General features: G+C 68.0%; 8 protein-coding genes. All 8 read left to right on the forward strand.

Translation table 11 applies throughout. The features are described 5' to 3' along the window. Positions 1-5: 5 nt before the first annotated feature. The 8 genes from CHC09_RS42375 (at position 6) to CHC09_RS42410 (ending at position 16,632) form a co-directional block, all read left to right on the forward strand. Positions 6-7,808 (forward strand): non-ribosomal peptide synthetase, encoded by a 7,803-nt coding sequence (locus CHC09_RS42375; RefSeq protein ID WP_280523928.1) that lies wholly within the window; start codon positions 6-8, stop codon positions 7,806-7,808. Then, entirely contained in the window at positions 7,786-8,448 is a 663-nt protein-coding gene (locus CHC09_RS42380; RefSeq protein WP_143232901.1) for a hypothetical protein, read from the forward strand. The genes CHC09_RS42375 and CHC09_RS42380 overlap by 23 nt, the downstream gene beginning before the upstream one ends. 201 nt (positions 8,449-8,649) lie before the next feature. Continuing rightward, positions 8,650-9,249, forward strand: coding sequence for a hypothetical protein (locus tag CHC09_RS42385; protein WP_089298931.1), 600 nt, complete (start codon positions 8,650-8,652; stop codon positions 9,247-9,249). Further along, positions 9,246-10,397, forward strand: coding sequence for a peptidoglycan-binding protein (locus tag CHC09_RS42390; RefSeq protein ID WP_089298932.1), 1,152 nt, complete (start codon positions 9,246-9,248; stop codon positions 10,395-10,397). The genes CHC09_RS42385 and CHC09_RS42390 overlap by 4 nt, the downstream gene beginning before the upstream one ends. A 95-nt stretch (positions 10,398-10,492) precedes the next feature. Next, a complete protein-coding gene (locus CHC09_RS42395; protein WP_203833437.1) occupies positions 10,493-11,194 on the forward strand; it encodes an ABC transporter ATP-binding protein in 702 nt (233 codons plus the stop codon). 1 nt (position 11,195) lies between these two features. Further along, complete coding sequence (locus CHC09_RS42400) at positions 11,196-12,392, forward strand: ABC transporter permease (RefSeq protein ID WP_089298934.1); 1,197 nt, start codon at positions 11,196-11,198, stop codon at positions 12,390-12,392. Positions 12,393-13,119: 727 nt separating this feature from the next. Next, a complete protein-coding gene (locus CHC09_RS42405; RefSeq protein WP_089298935.1) occupies positions 13,120-14,610 on the forward strand; it encodes a tryptophan 7-halogenase in 1,491 nt (496 codons plus the stop codon). 1,026 nt (positions 14,611-15,636) lie between these two features. Continuing rightward, positions 15,637-16,632, forward strand: coding sequence for a ParB/RepB/Spo0J family partition protein (locus CHC09_RS42410; protein WP_203833436.1), 996 nt, complete (start codon positions 15,637-15,639; stop codon positions 16,630-16,632). The last annotated feature ends 274 nt before the right edge of the window (positions 16,633-16,906 follow it).

The following is a 16,906-nucleotide window of genomic DNA, read 5'->3' on the forward strand; positions in this document are numbered from 1 at the left end:
GTTATGTGGGTCGGCCGGGATTGACGGCGCAGCGGTTTGTGGCTGATCCGTTTGGTGGGGGCCGGTTGTATCGCACGGGTGACCGGGTGAAGTGGGCTGCCAGCGGTGAGTTGGTGTTCGCTGGGCGCGCTGATGAGCAGGTCAAGGTGCGTGGGTTCCGGGTCGAGCCGGGTGAGGTCGAGGCGGTGCTGGCCGGGCATGAAGCGGTGTCGCAGGCGGCGGTGATCGTGCGGGAGGACCGGCCCGGTGACAAGCGCCTGGTCGCGTACGTCGTTCCCGCCGAGGGCCAGGGCGACTCCTCGCTCAGCCGGCGCCTGCGCGAACACGCCGCCGACGCCCTGCCTCCGTACATGGTCCCCGCCGCCGTCGTGATCATGAGCGCGCTCCCGTCCACGGTGAACGGCAAGCTCGACCGGGCCGCCCTGCCGGCCCCCGACCTCGCCGGCGTGCTGACCGAGCGTGGCCCGGCCACCTTCGCCGAGGAGGTGCTGTGCGGCCTGTACTGCGAGGTACTGGGCCTGGAGCGGGTGAGCACCGACGCGTCGTTCTTCGAGATCGGCGGCGACTCGCTGCTCGCCATGAAACTGATCGCCCGGATCCGGGCCGTCTTCGACGTCGAGCTCGGCATCTACGACCTCTTCGCCGCGCCCACGATCCTCGAACTCGGCGGCCGCATCGATGAGGAACGGGAGAAGACCGGCCAGGGCACCCGGCCGGCACTGACCGCGGGACCCCGGCCGGAGCCGATCCCGCTGTCGTACGGCCAGCAGCGGATGTGGTTCCTCAACCGCATCGAGGACGCCCGCGGCCAGGCCGGCTACAACATGCCGCTGGGCCTGCGCATGAGCGGCGATCTGGACATCGCCGGCCTGAAAGCCGCGCTGCGCGACCTCGCCGACCGGCACGAGATCCTGCGGACGATCTACCCGGACGTGGACGGCGAACCGCACCAGCAGATCCTCGACGGTGACGCCGCCTTCCCGGAACTGACGATCGTCCGTACGGCCGAGGACCGGATCCAGGCCGAGTTCACGGCGGTGGCCGACACCCGCTTCGACCTGAGCACCGACCTCCCGTGGCGGGTGACGTTGCTCGAACTGGGGCCCACCGACTTCGTCCTGGTGATCGTGACGCACCACATCGCAATGGACGGCTGGTCCATGGGTGTGCTGGGCCGGGAGATCGGTGCTGCCTACGCGGCCCGGTCCGAGGGCCGCCGGCCCGAGTGGGAACCCCTCCCGGTGCAGTACGCCGACTACTCGGTGTGGCAGCGCGCGGCCCTGGGCGACCTCACCGACCCGGACAGCCTGATCAGCTCCCAGATCGGCCATTGGCGCAACGTACTGGCGGGTGCTCCGGACGAGATCATCCTGCCGTTCGACCGGCCGCGCCCGGCCATGCCGTCGTTCCGGGGCGGCACGGTCCCGGTGGAGGTGAACAGCCGTACCCACGCCCGCCTGGTGGAGATCGCCCAGCGGGGCCGGACCACCATGTTCATGGTGGTGCAGACCGCGCTGGCGATCCTGCTCTCCCGGATGGGCGCCGGCAAGGACGTCTCCATCGGTACGGTCATCGCCGGCCGGGCCGACACCGCGCTGGACGGACTGATCGGCTTCTTCGTCAACACCCTGGTGCTACGCACGGATCTCAGCACGGCCACGACCTTCAAACAGCTGCTGGACCAGGTCCGGGAGACCGACCTGACGGCGTTCGACAACCAGGATCTGCCCTTCGAGCGGCTGGTCGACGACATCAAGCCGACCCGGTCGCTCGGGCGCAACCCCCTCTTCCAGGTGGCCCTCGCGATGCAGACGCTCGGGCCCGCACAGGGTGGGGGAGGAGGCGCGCTCTGGGATCTGCCGGGCCTGCGGGTCCGCCGGCTGGCCGGCAGTGAGGAGTTCCTGACCGCACGTACCGATCTCTCCGTCGATCTCGGCGAGCGCCGCGACGGATCGGGCAACCCCGACGGCATCGCCGGCATCATCCTGTACGCGGAGGATCTGTTCGACGAGCGGACCGTCCGGGCTTTCGCCGATCGCCTGGTGCTGGTGCTGGAGCAGATCGCGGCCGATCCGTCGAAGCGGCTGGACGCGATCGAGGTGCTGGACCGGGTGGAATGGTCCCGGGTCGTCGGCGAGTGGAACGACACGTCGTGGCCGGTGCCGACGGAGACCCTGGCGAGCCTGTTCGAATCCCAGGTGCGCCGGTCACCGGACGCGACGGCCCTGGCCGGTGAGCAGACCGAGCTGACGTACGCCCAACTCGACGTCGCCGCCAACCGGATCGCCGCCGAACTGCGGTCGAGGGGTGCCGGGCGGGGCGACCGGGTGGCGCTGCTGATGCCGCGGTCGACGGACGTGTTCACGGCGCTGCTCGGCGTGGCCAAGGCCGGCGCGGCCTTCGTGCCGGTCGATCCCGACTATCCCCAGCAGCGGATCGCCTTCGTCCTGAACGACGTCGCACCCACTCTGGTGGTGTGCATCGCTGCCACTGAGCCGCTGCTGCCGCCCGGCATGCCGCGCCTGGTCCTCGACGACCCCGAGGTGACGGCGTCGATCAGCGCCCGCTCCGGTGACGTCGTCGCCGGCGGCGCCGGTGTCGACGACATCGCTTACGTGATCTACACCTCGGGCTCGACCGGCACCCCCAAGGGCGTCGCGGTCTCGCATCGCGGCCTCGGCAACCTGTGCACGAGCCTTGTGGAACGGCTGGACGTGACGCCGGACGCGCGTGTCCTCCAGCTCGCCTCCCTGAGTTTTGACGCCTCGATCTGGGAGCTGTGCATGTCGCTCCTGACCGGTGCCACCCTGGTGGTGGTCGGTGGCGATCAGCTCCCGCCGCACCGGTCGCTGGGCGAGGTGACCGAGAAGTTCCGGGTCACCCACATCAATACCCCGCCCACCGTGCTGAGCACCGCCGACGAGCTTCCCGACTGCGTGCGGACGATCGTGGTCGGTGGTGAGGCATGCCCGCCCGCGCTGGTCGAGCGCTGGTCCGGCCGCCGGCTGATCAACTCCTACGGCCCGACCGAGGCGACGGTGGGCACCACCATGAGCCAGCCGCTGACCGAGGTCACCTCGGGCACGGTCTCGATCGGCCGGCCGCTCTACAACCTGCGCACGTACCTGCTCGACGAGTTCCTCCAGCCGGTGCCGACCGGCGTCACCGGTGAGCTCTACGTCGCCGGGCCGGCCCTGGCCCGCGGCTACTTCGGCAGGTCGCGGCTGACGTCCGGCCGGTTCGTGGCGTGCCCGTTCGGGACCGGGGAGCGGATGTACCGTACCGGCGACCTGGCCCGGTGGACCGACGGCGGTGAGCTGCTCTTCGCCGGCCGCTCCGACGAACAGACCAAGATCCGCGGGTACCGGATCGAGCCGGGCGAGGTGCAGGCCGTCCTGACCGGGCACGATTCGGTGGCCCAAGCCGCGGTCGTGGTCCGGGAGGACCGGCCCGGCGAGCGCCGGTTGGTCGCCTACATCGTCCCGGCAGATCAAGATCAAGACCTTTCGGCGGTACGGGAGCACGCCGTCGCCCATCTGCCGGACTACATGGTTCCGTTCCTGGTGGCGATCGACTCCCTACCCGTCACCGTCAACGGCAAGCTCGACATCGCGGCACTGCCCGAGCCGGACCACGTCGCCTCCGCCGGCCGTGACCCGGAGACTCCGCTGGAGGAGTCGCTGTGCGCCCTGTTCGCCGGGTTGCTGGGTCTGGAGCGGGTCCCCGCCGACGGTTCGTTCTTCGAGTTGGGCGGTGATTCCCTGCTGGCGATGCGGCTGATCGCCCGGATCCGCTCCGCGCTGAGTGTGGAGGTGAGCATCCGCACCGTCTTCGCGACGCCCAGTGTCGCGGGGATCGCGGCCGCCATCGAGGCCTCGGCCGGGACCGTTCAGACGGCGTTGACGGCGCGGGAGCGTCCGGCGGTGCTGCCGCTCTCCTACGGCCAGCAGCGGATGTGGTTCCTCAACCGGCTCGAACGGGCCGACTCCAAACCCGGCTCCGCCTACAACATGCCGATGGCGCTGCGGATCTCCGGTGATCTGGACGTGGCCGCGCTGGAGGCTGCCTTGGGTGATGTCGCGGAGCGGCACGAGGTGCTGCGGACGATCTATCCCGAGGTGGACGGGGTGGCGTGCCAGCAGATCCTGGACGGTGCCGCGGGCCGGCCGTCGCTGCCGGTCAGCGAGGTTGCCGAGAGTGATGTCTCGTCGGTGGTAGCGGCGTTCTTCGGTCGTGGCTTTGACTTGAGTGTCGAGTTGCCGTGGCGGACTCGTCTGCTCTCGGTGGCGCTGGGTGAGTTCGTGCTGGCGATCGTGGCGCATCACATCGCGTTGGACGGCTGGTCGATGGGTGTGCTGACCCGGGATCTGCGGGCGGCCTATACGGCCCGCCGTCAGGGCCAGGCCCCGGCCTGGACCAGTCTGGACGTGCAGTACGCCGATTACGCCCTCTGGCAGCGCGAGGTCCTGGGTGACCTGGATGACGAGTCGAGCCTGATCGCGGGCCAGTTGCGTCATTGGCGGGAGGCTCTGTCGGGTGCCCCGCAGGAGCTGGCGTTGCCGTTCGACCGGCAGCGCCCGGCTATCCCGTCGATGCGGGGTGCCGCGGTGGATCTGTCCGTCGACGCGGGGACGCATGCGCGGTTGGTCGAGTTGGCGCAGCGCAGCGGTTCGACCATGTTCATGGTGGCGCACGCCGCGCTGGCGGTGCTGTTGTCGCGGATGGGCGCGGGCATCGACATTCCGTTGGGTACGTCGGTGGCGGGTCGTGGTGACGCGGCACTGGACGATCTGGTCGGTTTCTTCGTCAACACGCTGGTGCTGCGTACCGACCTGTCCGGCGATCCCACCTTCACCGAACTGCTGGCCCGGGTGCGGGAGACCGATCTGGCGGCGTACGCGAACCAGGAGGTCCCGTTTGAGCGGCTGGTTGATGAGCTGAGCCCGGTGCGGTCGCTGGCGCACAACCCGCTGTTCCAGGTCATGTTCGTGGTGCAGAACCTGCCCAAGGGCTCGGGCGGCGGCCTGAACCTGCCTGACGTGCTGGTCCGCCCGTTCACCGGCGAACCGGGCGAGGCGACCGCCAAGTTCGACCTGTCGGTGACGCTGGTCGAGCGCCGCGACGAGGACGGTCGTCCGGCGGGCATCAACGGCGGCATCCTGTACGCCACGGATCTGTTCGACGAGTCGACGGCCCTTTCGCTGGCGGATCGTCTGGTCGCGGTGCTGACGCAGGTGGCCGAAGATCCGCAGCTCACGCTCAGTCAGGTCGATGTGCTGACCGGTGCGGAGCGGGCGTTGGTGACGGGGGAGTGGAACGACACGGCGGTGCCGGTGGCGGCCGTGTCGGTGCCGTTGATGATCGCTCGGTGGGTGGCGGAGACGCCGGATGCGGTCGCCGTCCGTGGTGGTGGCCGGTTGTTGACGTATGGGCAGTTGGATGGTTGGGCGTCCGGTGTCGCGGCCGGGTTGGCCGGGGCTGGTGTGGGCCGGGGGGATCGGGTCGGGTTGTGTCTGCCGCGGGGTGTGGAGATGGTCGCGGCGATGCTGGGTGTGTGGCGGGTCGGTGCGGCGTTCGTGCCGCTGGATCCGCAGCTTCCGGCGGCGCGGCGTGAGTTGATGGCCGCGGGCACGTCGCTGGTGCTCTCCGACTGGGACCCCACTTGGGAATCGGGCGGCGAGGTCCCCGCAGTCGTTCTTGACGGCCGTGATCTGGCGTATGTGATCTACACGTCGGGTTCGACCGGGACGCCGAAGGGTGTCGCGGTGGCGCATGCGGGTGTGGCGAGTCTGGCGCAGGTGATGGCCCCGGTGCTGGACGTTTCCGCAGGCACTGCCGCGTTGCAGTTCGCGTCGTTCAGTTTCGACGCCTCGGTGCTGGACGTGGTCACAGTCCTCGGCGCTGGCGGCACGCTGGTGATCGCTGACGATGAACAACGCCGTGACATGGCCGCGTTGTCGCGGCTGGTGCGGGATGCGGATGTCCGGGTGGCCAGTGTGGTGCCGTCGTTGCTGGCGGCGTTGGATCCGGCGCAGGTGGCGGGGATCCGCCGGTGGGTGCTGGGTGCGGAGTTCTTGAGCGCGGATCTGGCGTCGCGGTGGTCGGCGGGTTCGCAGGTGTGGAACACCTACGGTCCGACCGAGGCCACGGTGATCACGACTGCGGCGCCGGTGACGCTGCCGGTGTCGGGTGCGGGTCCGTCGATGGGCCGGCCGATCGGCAATGCCCGGGTGCTGGTGCTCGATGAGTTCCTGCAGCCGGTCCCGGTGGGCGTGGTCGGTGAGGTATACATCGGTGGTCTCGGCCTGGCGCAGGGGTATGTCGATCGTCCGGATCTGACCGCTCACCGGTTTGTGGCCGATCCGTCGGGTGTCGGTGGCCGGTTGTACCGCAGTGGTGACCTGGCCCGCTGGGACCGTGAAGGGTTGCTGCATTTCACGGGTCGTTCGGACGATCAGGTGAAGATCCGTGGGTTCCGGATCGAACCCGCCGAGGTCCAGGCGGTGCTGCAACAGCATCCGCAGGTCGCGCAGGCCGCCGTGATCGCCCGTGACAACCAGCTGATCGGCTACCTGGTCGCCGCCGGCAACGAGCTGGACGTGGCCGCGGTGCGGGAGTTCGCTGCCGAGCGACTGCCGGAATACATGCTGCCCACGCTGCTCGTGCTCGATGCCCTGCCGCTGAACGCCAACGGCAAACTCGACCGGGCGGCTCTCCCCAACCCCAACCTGCCCACCACCGGCCGGGCCGCGGCCACCGCGACCGAGGAGATCCTGTGCGAGCTGTTCGCCGAGATTCTCGAGGTGGAGAGTGTCCCCGCTGACGCGTCGTTCTTCGAACTCGGCGGCGACTCCATCACGGCGATGCGGCTCATCGGCCGGATCCGGTCCGTGCTGGATACCGAGATCAACGTACGGGCGCTGTTCACCACACCGACCGTGGAGGCGGTGGCGGCGCTGCTGACCAGCCAGGCGGGAACCGAGGACCTCGGCGAGATCCTGCCGCTGCGGCCTGAGGGCGACGGGACCCCGCTGTTCTGCTTCCCGCCGAGCTCGGGGCTCAGCTGGTGCTACACGAGCCTCGCGCAGCGGCTGCCGGTGGACGGTCCGGTCTACGGCCTGCAGGCGCGCGGCTTCGGCGAGGGGGAGACCCTGCCGGAGAGCATCGAGGCGCTGTCGGCCGAGTACGTCGACCGGATGCGGACCGTCCGGCCAGCCGGACCGTACCGGCTGCTGGGCTGGTCGTTCGGTGGCGTCGTGGCGCACGCGGTCGCGACCCGCCTGCAGGAGCTGGGCGAGACCGTCGAGCTGCTGGCGATCCTCGACGGCTATCCCGTCACCCCGGAAAGCCGGCCGCGGCCGGCACCGGAATCGCCTGACCGGCCCCGGCCCGAGAAGCCGGCCGAGCCGCTGATGGACGGCGGTGTACTGACCGAGATCGCGCGGGTCAACGCGAACAGCCATGAGCTGATGAGCCGATTCGAGCCCGCCGTGTACCGCGGCGACCTGTTGCTCTTCGTCGCGGAGGGACGCCCGTCGGCTCCCGGCGGTGATGATGCGGCCGAGCCGGTTCGGCCCGCGCCCACCGAGGACGACGCGGTGAGTGGCGAGCCGATCGAGGGCCGCGCCGCGCTCGTCGAATCCGCTGTCGGCGACCCGGAAATCTGGCGGCCCTACGTCGACGGCGACGTCGAGACACATCGCCTCGGCGTGCCGCATCACGCCATGTTGAGTGGCATGGCGCTGGACGACCTGATCCGTGTGCTTCAGAAAGGGCGCGATAGTGATGGAGACAACGCCGACGGCTGATGGAGAAATGGAGCGTGCCGGGGAATCCGGTGCGGTCGTCGATACGCCGGACCCGCCGAAACGGTCCCGGCCCCGGTATCTGGTGCCCGTCCTGGTGGCACTCGCCGTTCTCGTGGTGGCCGGCAGTTTCGGGGCCGGAATATTCCTCGGAAGGTCCCCGGAAACCGACAACGTCGCCGGGGCCACGGCCGGCCCGAGCGCCGATCCGCGTTTCACCGAGGCGATGAAGTTCGTGACGTGCATGCGGGGAAATGGGGTTTCCAATTATCCGGCCCCGCAGCCCAACGGCGAGTTGCTTCTCACCAACGAAAGCGGAGTGGATATCGCGTCCAAGGCGTATCAGAGTGCGGAATCCGCCTGTAAATCGTTCCTTCCCAGCGGCATGTCGCAAGGAGGGGAACAGCCCGGCGGGGCCGGCGGTCCGGCTGGGGCCGATGCGGCGTCCGGGCAGCCGTCACTGCCTGCGCGTGACCTCACGAAATACGTGAAGTGCATGCGGGGCGAGGGCGTCACGCAATTCCCTGATGCCGATGCGCTCGGCAACTTCAGCGATGTCGATCCCAACTGGCCCGGGTTGCAGGACGCGCAGGCCAGCTGCGCGAAGTACCTGCCGCCGGGCTCACCCGGGGCACCCCGGTGAGCTAGCTCACCCCGCCCTTTCCCGGTTCGTCGGCCTGCTGCCGACGGGCCGGGAATTGCCTGTTCAGAGGGTTTTCCGGCGCTGTCGGGGCAACGGTCTCCGAGCGCCGGCAGAGACGGTTTGCCGTGAAACGTCGCTGAAACCGGTCCTCCGGTAGAAAAGTCGTCGGGGCAAGAACCCCGGTCGCAACAGGAGGACAAGATGTTCACGATCAAGAGCGCCAAAGCGTCGCGGACCGGATGGTTTCGCAATACTGGTGTCGTCGCTTTCATGCTGGTGACGGCCGCGGTCAGCGCGGGCTGCAACAAGGATTCCGGCGATGGAAACAATTCGGTGGCGTCGTTGCCGGACAATTCCACCGCGTCGGCGCCCGCCGTTTCCGGAAGTGGTACCGGGGACCTCGCTGCGTACGCCAACTGCCTGCGGAGTAACGGTCTCCCGGACTTCCCTGACCCGGAGAACGGCGCTCTCGCCCTGCCCGACGGGGTCAACCCGAACTCCAAGGAGTTCAAGGACGCCGAGGCGAAATGCGTCCAGTACAAGCCCGAGGGCAAGCCGCAGAACGGCGGCGACGCGGGCAAGCAGACCTGGTCGCAGGAGGAGAAACTCAAGTACGCGAAGTGCATGCGTGAGAACGGCGCGACCGGCTTCTCCGACCCGGACGCCAACGGCGACTTCGCCAACCGCAAGGGCGATGGCCCGGACCCGGATTCGGCGCAGTACAAGGCCGCCGAAGAGGCGTGCAAGCAGTACAAGAAGAACATCCCTGAGGACGCGCCGCAGGGTGGAGCCGGTCAGTGAGCCAGACCGAGGTCTCCACTGAAACCGAGGCCAGCGCGCCGGTAGCGAACGGCTACCGGCCGCGGCCCCGGTCGCGACGCCGGTGGCCGGCGGTGGTGACAGTCCTGCTCCTGCTGAGCGCCGGGGCCGCGACAGTCGTGGTCCTTCGCCCCTGGGAGAAGGACGCCGAGCAGGCGGCGTACCAGAACAAGACGGCGTTCGCGCTGGCGGACGTCACCAAGGGCGATATCTCCGCGACCTCGCTGCAGAACGGCAAGCTCGGCTACGCCGGCTCCTACAAAGTGGTCAACAACGCCGACGGCAAACTCACCGACGCGCCGTCGGCCGGGCAGGTGATCAAGTCGGGGAAGCCGATCTACCGGGTGGACGGCAAGCCGGTGATCTTCATGACGGGGTCCTACCTGCCGGCGTACCGGGCGCTCAACTGGGGCCTCAAGGGCGCCGACGTACAGCAGCTGAACGCTGCCCTGGTGGCGTTGAAGTACGCCACCAAGAGCCAGATCGACCCGGACTCCGACTACTTCGGCAAGCAGACCTACTGGGCCGTGTGGCGCTTCCAGAAGGCCGTGAAGCTGGAGAAGACCGGTTCGGTGCCGCTGGGACAGGTCGTCTTTCTGCCGGCGAAGGAACTGCGCATCACCTCGGTCGCCGCGACCGTCGGCGCCGGCGTCACCCCGGGAGCGACCGTCCTGGAGGCGTCGTCCACGGAACGCCAGGCCACGCTGAAGCTGAACGCGAGCCAGCAGTCGCAGGTCAAGGTCGGTGACAAGGTGACGGTCACGATGCCTACGGGCAAGTCGACGCCGGGTGTGGTGTCAGCGGTCGGCAAGATCGCGTCCACCGTGGGCGACAAGACGACCGTCGACGTCTTCATCAAGCTGTCCAAGCCGAAGGAGACCGGCGCCCTGGACAAGACCCCGGTGCAGATCGCCATCGTCTCCGACGTGTCCAAGGACGTCCTGTCGGTTCCGGTGAGCGCGCTGCTGGCCCTCGCCGGTGGCGGGTACGCGGTCGAGGTGGTGGACGCCGCTGGGGCACACACCCTCGTGCGGGTCGAGACCGGACTGATCGATGACGGCGCAGGCCGGGTCGAGGTCTCCGGTGACGGCCTGGCCGAGGGACAGAAAGTCGCGGTGCCGGCGTCATGATGGGAAGGCGGACGGCCACGGACGAGAGGGAAGTCGCGGAGGAGGCGGTCACCGCACCGCCCCGCGACGAAACCGCACCGCCGCGCAGCGAACCGGTGCTCCAGCTGGACAACGTTCAGAAGATCTACCCGGGTCTCTCCCCGGTGGTGGCACTGGACGGCGCCAGCTTCACGATCCGTCGTGGTGAGCTGGTCGCCATCGTGGGCCCGTCGGGCTCCGGGAAGTCCACCCTGCTGCAGGTGATGGGCACTCTGGACAGGCCGACCGCCGGGACGGTCCGGGTCGTCGGTGACGACGTGGCCCAGATGTCCGACCGCGATCTGGCCTGGCTGCGGGCGACCCAGATCGGCTTCGTGTTCCAGCAGTTCTTCCTGGCCGACTACGCCACGGCCCTGGAGAACGTGGCCGACGGGCTGTTCTACTCGGGAGCCCGGTACCGCGACCGGATCAACGCGGCTGACATCGCACTGCAGCGGGTGGGCCTCGGTCATCGGATGCACCATCGTCCGGCCGAGCTGTCCGGTGGTGAGCGGCAGCGGGTCGCGATCGCCCGCGCGCTGGTCGGTAACCCGGCCATCGTGCTGGCCGACGAGCCGACCGGAAATCTGGACAGTGTCTCCGGCGGGTCGGTCTACCAGTTGCTGCGCCAGCTCAACGAGGAGGGCACGACGATCGTCGTGATCACCCACGACCGCGATCTGGCGGCCAAGCTGCCGCGCCGCATCGAGGTGCTGGACGGGCACATCGTCGCCGATGTCGCTCAGGACGAGCACCAGGCCTCAGGGGAGGGGGACTGACATGCCGGCGACGGCTACTGTACGGCTGCACCCGGTCGACCTCGCCAGGGTGGCGAGCGTGGGGTTGCGTACCAGGCGGGTCCGCGCCGCGTTGTCGGCCCTGGGCATCGCGATCGGGGTGGCGGCGATGGTCGCGGTGCTGGGCCTGTCCGCCTCTTCCCAGGCCGGCCTGCTGTCCGAGATCGACAAACTCGGCACCAACCTGCTCACGGTCGAGCCCGGCCAGACGATGTCCGGCGAGACGGCGAAGCTGCCCAAGGACGCGGTGCCGATGATCTCGCGGATCGGCCCGGTCCAGAACGTGCAGAGCACCGGCGAGGTCACCGCCAAGGTGTACCGCACCCAGTACATACCGGAGGTCAACACCAACGGTCTGTCGGTACACGCCGCGAGCCTCGGCCTGCCCGCCGCCGTCAGCACCTCGGTCGCTCAGGGGGAGTACCTCAACGCGGCTACCGCGACCCAGCCGGTCGCCGTGCTGGGTGCCGACGCGGCGCGACGGCTGGGCATCTACCACCTGATCCCGAACCAGCGGATCTGGGTCGGTGAACAGTGGTTCTACGTCGCGGGCATCCTGAACCCGGCGAAGCTGACTCCGGAGATCGACACCTCGGTGCTCATCGGATACGAGTCGGCAGCGCGCTACCTCAACTTCGACGGCTACTCCACCAAGGTGTACGTGCTGTCGCAACCCGACCAGGTCACCTCGGTCTACAACGTGCTCGCCGCGACGGCCAACCCGGCCACGCCGGACGAGATCACCGTCAGCCGGCCGTCCGCGGCGCTGATCGCCAGGGCCGCCGCCCAGTCCGCGTTCAACGGACTGTTCCTCGGTCTCGGTGCGGTCGCTCTGCTGGTCGGTGGGATCGGTGTGGCCAATACCATGGTCATCTCGGTGCTGGAACGCCGCTCCGAGATCGGGCTCCGGCGGGCCCTCGGTGCGACTCGGGGTGACATCCGAACCCAGTTCCTGTCCGAGGCGATCCTGCTCGCGGCGATCGGTGGCGCGGTGGGGGTAGGTGCCGGGGTGCTGGCCACGGTGGCCTACGCCCAGGTCAAGGGCTGGGAAACGGTGGTACCCCCACTCGCGTGGGCGGGTGGGCTGGGTGCCTCGATGCTCATCGGTGCGGTGGCGGGACTGCTGCCGGCCCTCCGCGCGGCCCGAATGGCACCGACCGAGGCGCTCCGAACGGCGTAGGCCGTAGCCCGCGGCAATGCGGTGTGACGAAACGGATCCGGGAAACAGCCCGGAGGATCACACCGCTCGCCGTGGTTTCCGAATGTTGATTCTTGCTGCGCGGAGGAAGTTGTGTTTCGAGCAATCTGCTTGTTCCTCGGGGGTGCCGGCATCGTTGTTCTGTTGAGTTCCTGTGGCGGAACATCATCGAGCCAGGAGCACCCGGCATCATCGGAGGACCAGGCCAGGGCGGCACCTTCGGCATCTGCTTCCGAAGGCCGGCCGACGTTTGCGGCGTGCATGCGCCGAAACGGGGTGGACAACTTCCCTGACCGGGCCTCGGACGGTGGATACCACTTCGGTTCACCGAACGACGTCGACCCGTTCTCGCCGGTTTATCAAGCCGCCTACGAAGCGTGTGAAGACCTTATTTGAGGACGCGAGTGCGGCAGGATCCCGCCCCACTCCGTTCATCTCTGCGCCGGTTGATCTCCCCCGTGCCGGCCAGGGTCGGGCTGGTTGGACTGCCCCGGGGCAGTCCAACCAGTTCGCATTGTTCCGCCGCGTGACGGTCAGTTGGACAGCATTGTCCGATCCTCAGTGGCCATGTGATCCTGTATCGGGCGGGAAGTCGTTCCCATTACCGGTTCTGGAGAAATTAGGAACCGAGTTCGCTACCGCCCGAAATCAGGCTGCACAGGCGTCATTCGATGGTGTCGTGGCATACGCGCGAACCGAGAGGTAGGCCATGAGCGCGGTTCAGGAAGAAGAATTCGACGTAGTAGTGGTGGGCGGTGGCCCGGCGGGGTCGACTCTCGGCTCGCTGGTGTCCATGCAGGGGCATCGCGTGCTGATCTTGGAGAAGGAGACCTTCCCCCGGTACCAGATCGGGGAGTCGCTCCTGCCTTCGACGATCCATGGGATCTGTGAGCTGCTCGGAGTGACCGAAGAGCTCGCGCAGGCCGGTTTCCCGCGGAAGCAGGGCGGCACCTTCCGCTGGGGTGCCAGTACCACCCCGTGGAACTTCTCCTTCTCCGTGTCGCCGAAGATCGCCGGGCGGACGTCGTTCGCGTACCAGGTCGAGCGCAGCAAGTTCGACAAGATCCTGCTGGACAACGCGGCTCGTAAGGGTGCCGTGGTCCGGGAGAACAGCGCCGTCCTCGACGTCTTCGAGGACGGCGGCCGGGTGGCGGGAGTCGTCTACCGGGACGTCGACGGTGCCGAGCACCGGGTGCGCGCGACCTATGTGGTGGACGGTTCGGGCAACACCAGCAATCTCTACAAGCGGGTGGGTGGAACCCGGGAGTACTCCGAGTTCTTCCGCAGCCTCGCGCTCTTCGGGTATTTCGAGAACGGCGCGCGGATGGACGAGCCGTACCGCGGCAACATCTTCTGCGAGGCGTTCCCGAGTGGCTGGTTCTGGTACATCCCGCTCAGCGACACGCTGACCAGCGTCGGAGCCGTGGTCCGCCGGGAGGACGCGGCGAAGATCCAGGGCAACCCGGAGACCGCGCTGAACAACCTCATCGCCGAGAGCAGCACTGTCAAGGGGTTCCTGTCCGGTGCCACCCGGGTCACCGAGGGACAGTACGGCGACATCCGGGTACGCAAGGACTACTCGTACCACAACACGTCCTTCTGGCGTCCGGGCATGATCCTCATCGGTGACGCGGCCTGCTTCGTCGACCCCGTCTTCTCGTCCGGCGTTCACCTGGCGACCTACAGCGGGCTGCTCGCCGCCCGGTCGATCAACAGCGTTCTGGCCGGTACGGTCGACGAGAAGGACGCGTTCGACGAGTTCGAGGCCCGCTACCGCCGTGAGTACGGCGTGTTCTACGAGTTCCTGATGTCCTTCTACGACATGCACGTGGACGAGAACTCCTACTTCTGGTCCGCCAAGAAGGTCACCAGCAGCAGCCACACCGAGCTGGAGTCCTTCGTCGAACTGGTCGCCGGCATGTCCACCACCGGCTTCGAGCTCAACGACGCCGAGGCCGCAGCCGTGCGCTTCAAGGAGAACTCGACCGAGTTCTCCGACGCCATCGACACCATGAACGCCCAGAACGAGCAGAACATGGCGCCGCTGTTCAAGTCCGCGGTGGTCCGGAAAGCCATGCAGGAAGGTGCCCAGGTGCAGACCCGGGCGCAGCTCGGCGAGGACGCGGGCGACGAGTCGCCGCTCTTCCAGGGCGGCCTGGTCGCGTCGTCGGACGGGCTGTTCTGGGTACGTTCCGAGTGATCCGGCGCCCGCACCGGTAAAGCGATTGACCGGTACGAACGTTCCAAACTTGAAAAGCAAGTGACGTGGCCGGGTCCGGCGGTGTATCGACGCTTTGTCAACACCGCCGGACCCGGCCACGCCCGTGTGCTGCCCCATCTTCGCTGACCGCTATTCGTCATACCGCGGACACCGGCGTGACGCCTTTTACCCAGAGCTGGTCATGCCTGCCGGCGACCGGCGATCACCAGCATTCCCGGGTGCGTTCACGATCCAATGGAATCGATCATCCGGAAGGTGATCACAGGGCTTCGGAGATCGTTTTCGCCAGTGTGTATCCCGAGCCCGAAGGTACCCCTGTCGGCGCCGGTGTCGGATATCCGGCATGCCTTCCCGCATCGCATCGCGGATGCCACTTCCTTTAACGCCTGTGTGCAATTTGTGAACCAGCTGTCCGGAACCTGTGCAATGACAAACCCGGCATCTTGGGCTAGGGGTTGAGGGCCTGATGCCGCTCCGTGGGATAGGGGTTACTCAGCGCCCGGCATCGATGTAATTTCGGACGGCTGGTAAAGCTTTCACCCGCGGGTGGCGCTTTGAAGCCCGGCGCGGGAAACTGACGGAAAATGCGGGGGGGAAAAGATCATGGATCCTGTTCTGACGATGTGACTCTGGTCCCGCCGCGGTGGCTGTGGACCGGCACGCGATCAGTGCTCTCGTCCACGAATGCCGCAGCGGCCGGCTGAGCCTGCGTATATCTATTTCGTCATCTGGCTGTGTGAGCCTTGTCACCGGTGCCAGCGGGCTGCGGCTGATCGTCGCGCCCTGTCCTGGAGTGTCCTGCGCGGAGACCGATCATCTGCTCCGCCCGTCTCGGCTGCCCGGATAACACCATCTCCGGTGCCGCGTACGACCCGGACACGAAGCCGAAGGCGAACCGTCAGTTGAGTCGGCTGGGCCTCTCTGTTGCCCAGCCATCGCGGCCAAGCTTTGACTCACGCGCGCGTAGGTTCCCGCCGCGTGCGCGTCACTCGTTTAGGAGTTTCCTTGACACCCGAGGAAGAGGACATCAACCGGCAGCCTGTCGTTCAGATGGAGATCGGTTCACTCAACACGAGCGGATCACCCAGGCTCGCTGGTGCCAACCCGATGCATGTGGAGACGATGGTCGCCGTTCAGGGAGAGTTGCCCCCGATCCTGGTGCACCGCCCGACGATGCGTGTCATCGACGGAGCGCACCGGATCGAAGCGGCGATCCGGCGCGGCGAGACGACGATCGCCGGTCGATTCTTCGACGGTCCCGAGGACGAGGCGTTCGTCCTGTCGGTGTGGCTCAACGTCTCCCACGGACTACCGCTGGCCCTCGCCGACCGCAAACGTGCGGCGGAGCGCATCGCCGTCTCGCATCCGCAGTGGTCGGACCGCCGTGTCGCCGCGGTGACCGGAATCTCGCCGGGCACCGTCGCCGACATCCGCCGGCGGGTCGCCGGCTCGTTCGCTCCCGACAGCAGCCGGATCGGTCAGGACGGCCGGGTTCGACCGCTGGACTGCAGCGCGGGCCGCCTGCTCGCCGGGCGGCTGATGACGGAGAACCCCAACCTTTCTCTCCGTCAGGTCGCGAAGGCCGCGGCGATCTCTCCGGAAACCGCCCGTGACGTCCGCAACCGCCTTCTCAGCGGCGCCGACCTGGTGCCGGCCCGGCGTACCCGGGACACCCCGCAGGTGACCGCCAAGAGCAAGACCCGGGGCCGCAACTCGCCCCTGAACCTCGTCCGTAACGGTGACCGACAGCAGCCGGTGATCGATCATGCCGTCGTCGTCAACCGGCTCATGGGTGACCCGGCGCTGCGTTACACCGACACCGGACGAAACCTGCTGCGGCTTCTGACCCTGCACGCCCGCTGGACCCAGGAGTGGGAGAGCATCGTCGACAACGTGCCGCCGCACTGCACCGACGTGGTCGCTGATCTGGCCCGGCAGTTCGCCAGCCTGTGGGCGGACTTCGCCGTGCGGGTCGGCCCGGGACAACGGGTGGCGAGTTGACGACCTCTGTTGAAGCGATCTGATCGCTGACTCGGTGGCCGGCCGTTCGGTATCGACGGTTCGGCCGCCGAGTCGTCGGACCGGAGCCGGCACCCCGGTGGGAAGGGGGCATCGGAACAAAGCCACCCCGTACGGTCCAATGACCGATCCGGTACATCTGTCGCCAGCCGGCGCACGGATCGGGTGACGCCCGGCATCGACAAGCGGGGTAACAGACTGTCCAACTGAAACGGTTACCAGCGGCTGGACGGTTCGGGACCGGACGGGTGGCGAC

The organism is Actinoplanes regularis (assembly GCF_900188005.1).
Classification (GTDB): domain Bacteria; phylum Actinomycetota; class Actinomycetes; order Mycobacteriales; family Micromonosporaceae; genus Actinoplanes; species Actinoplanes regularis.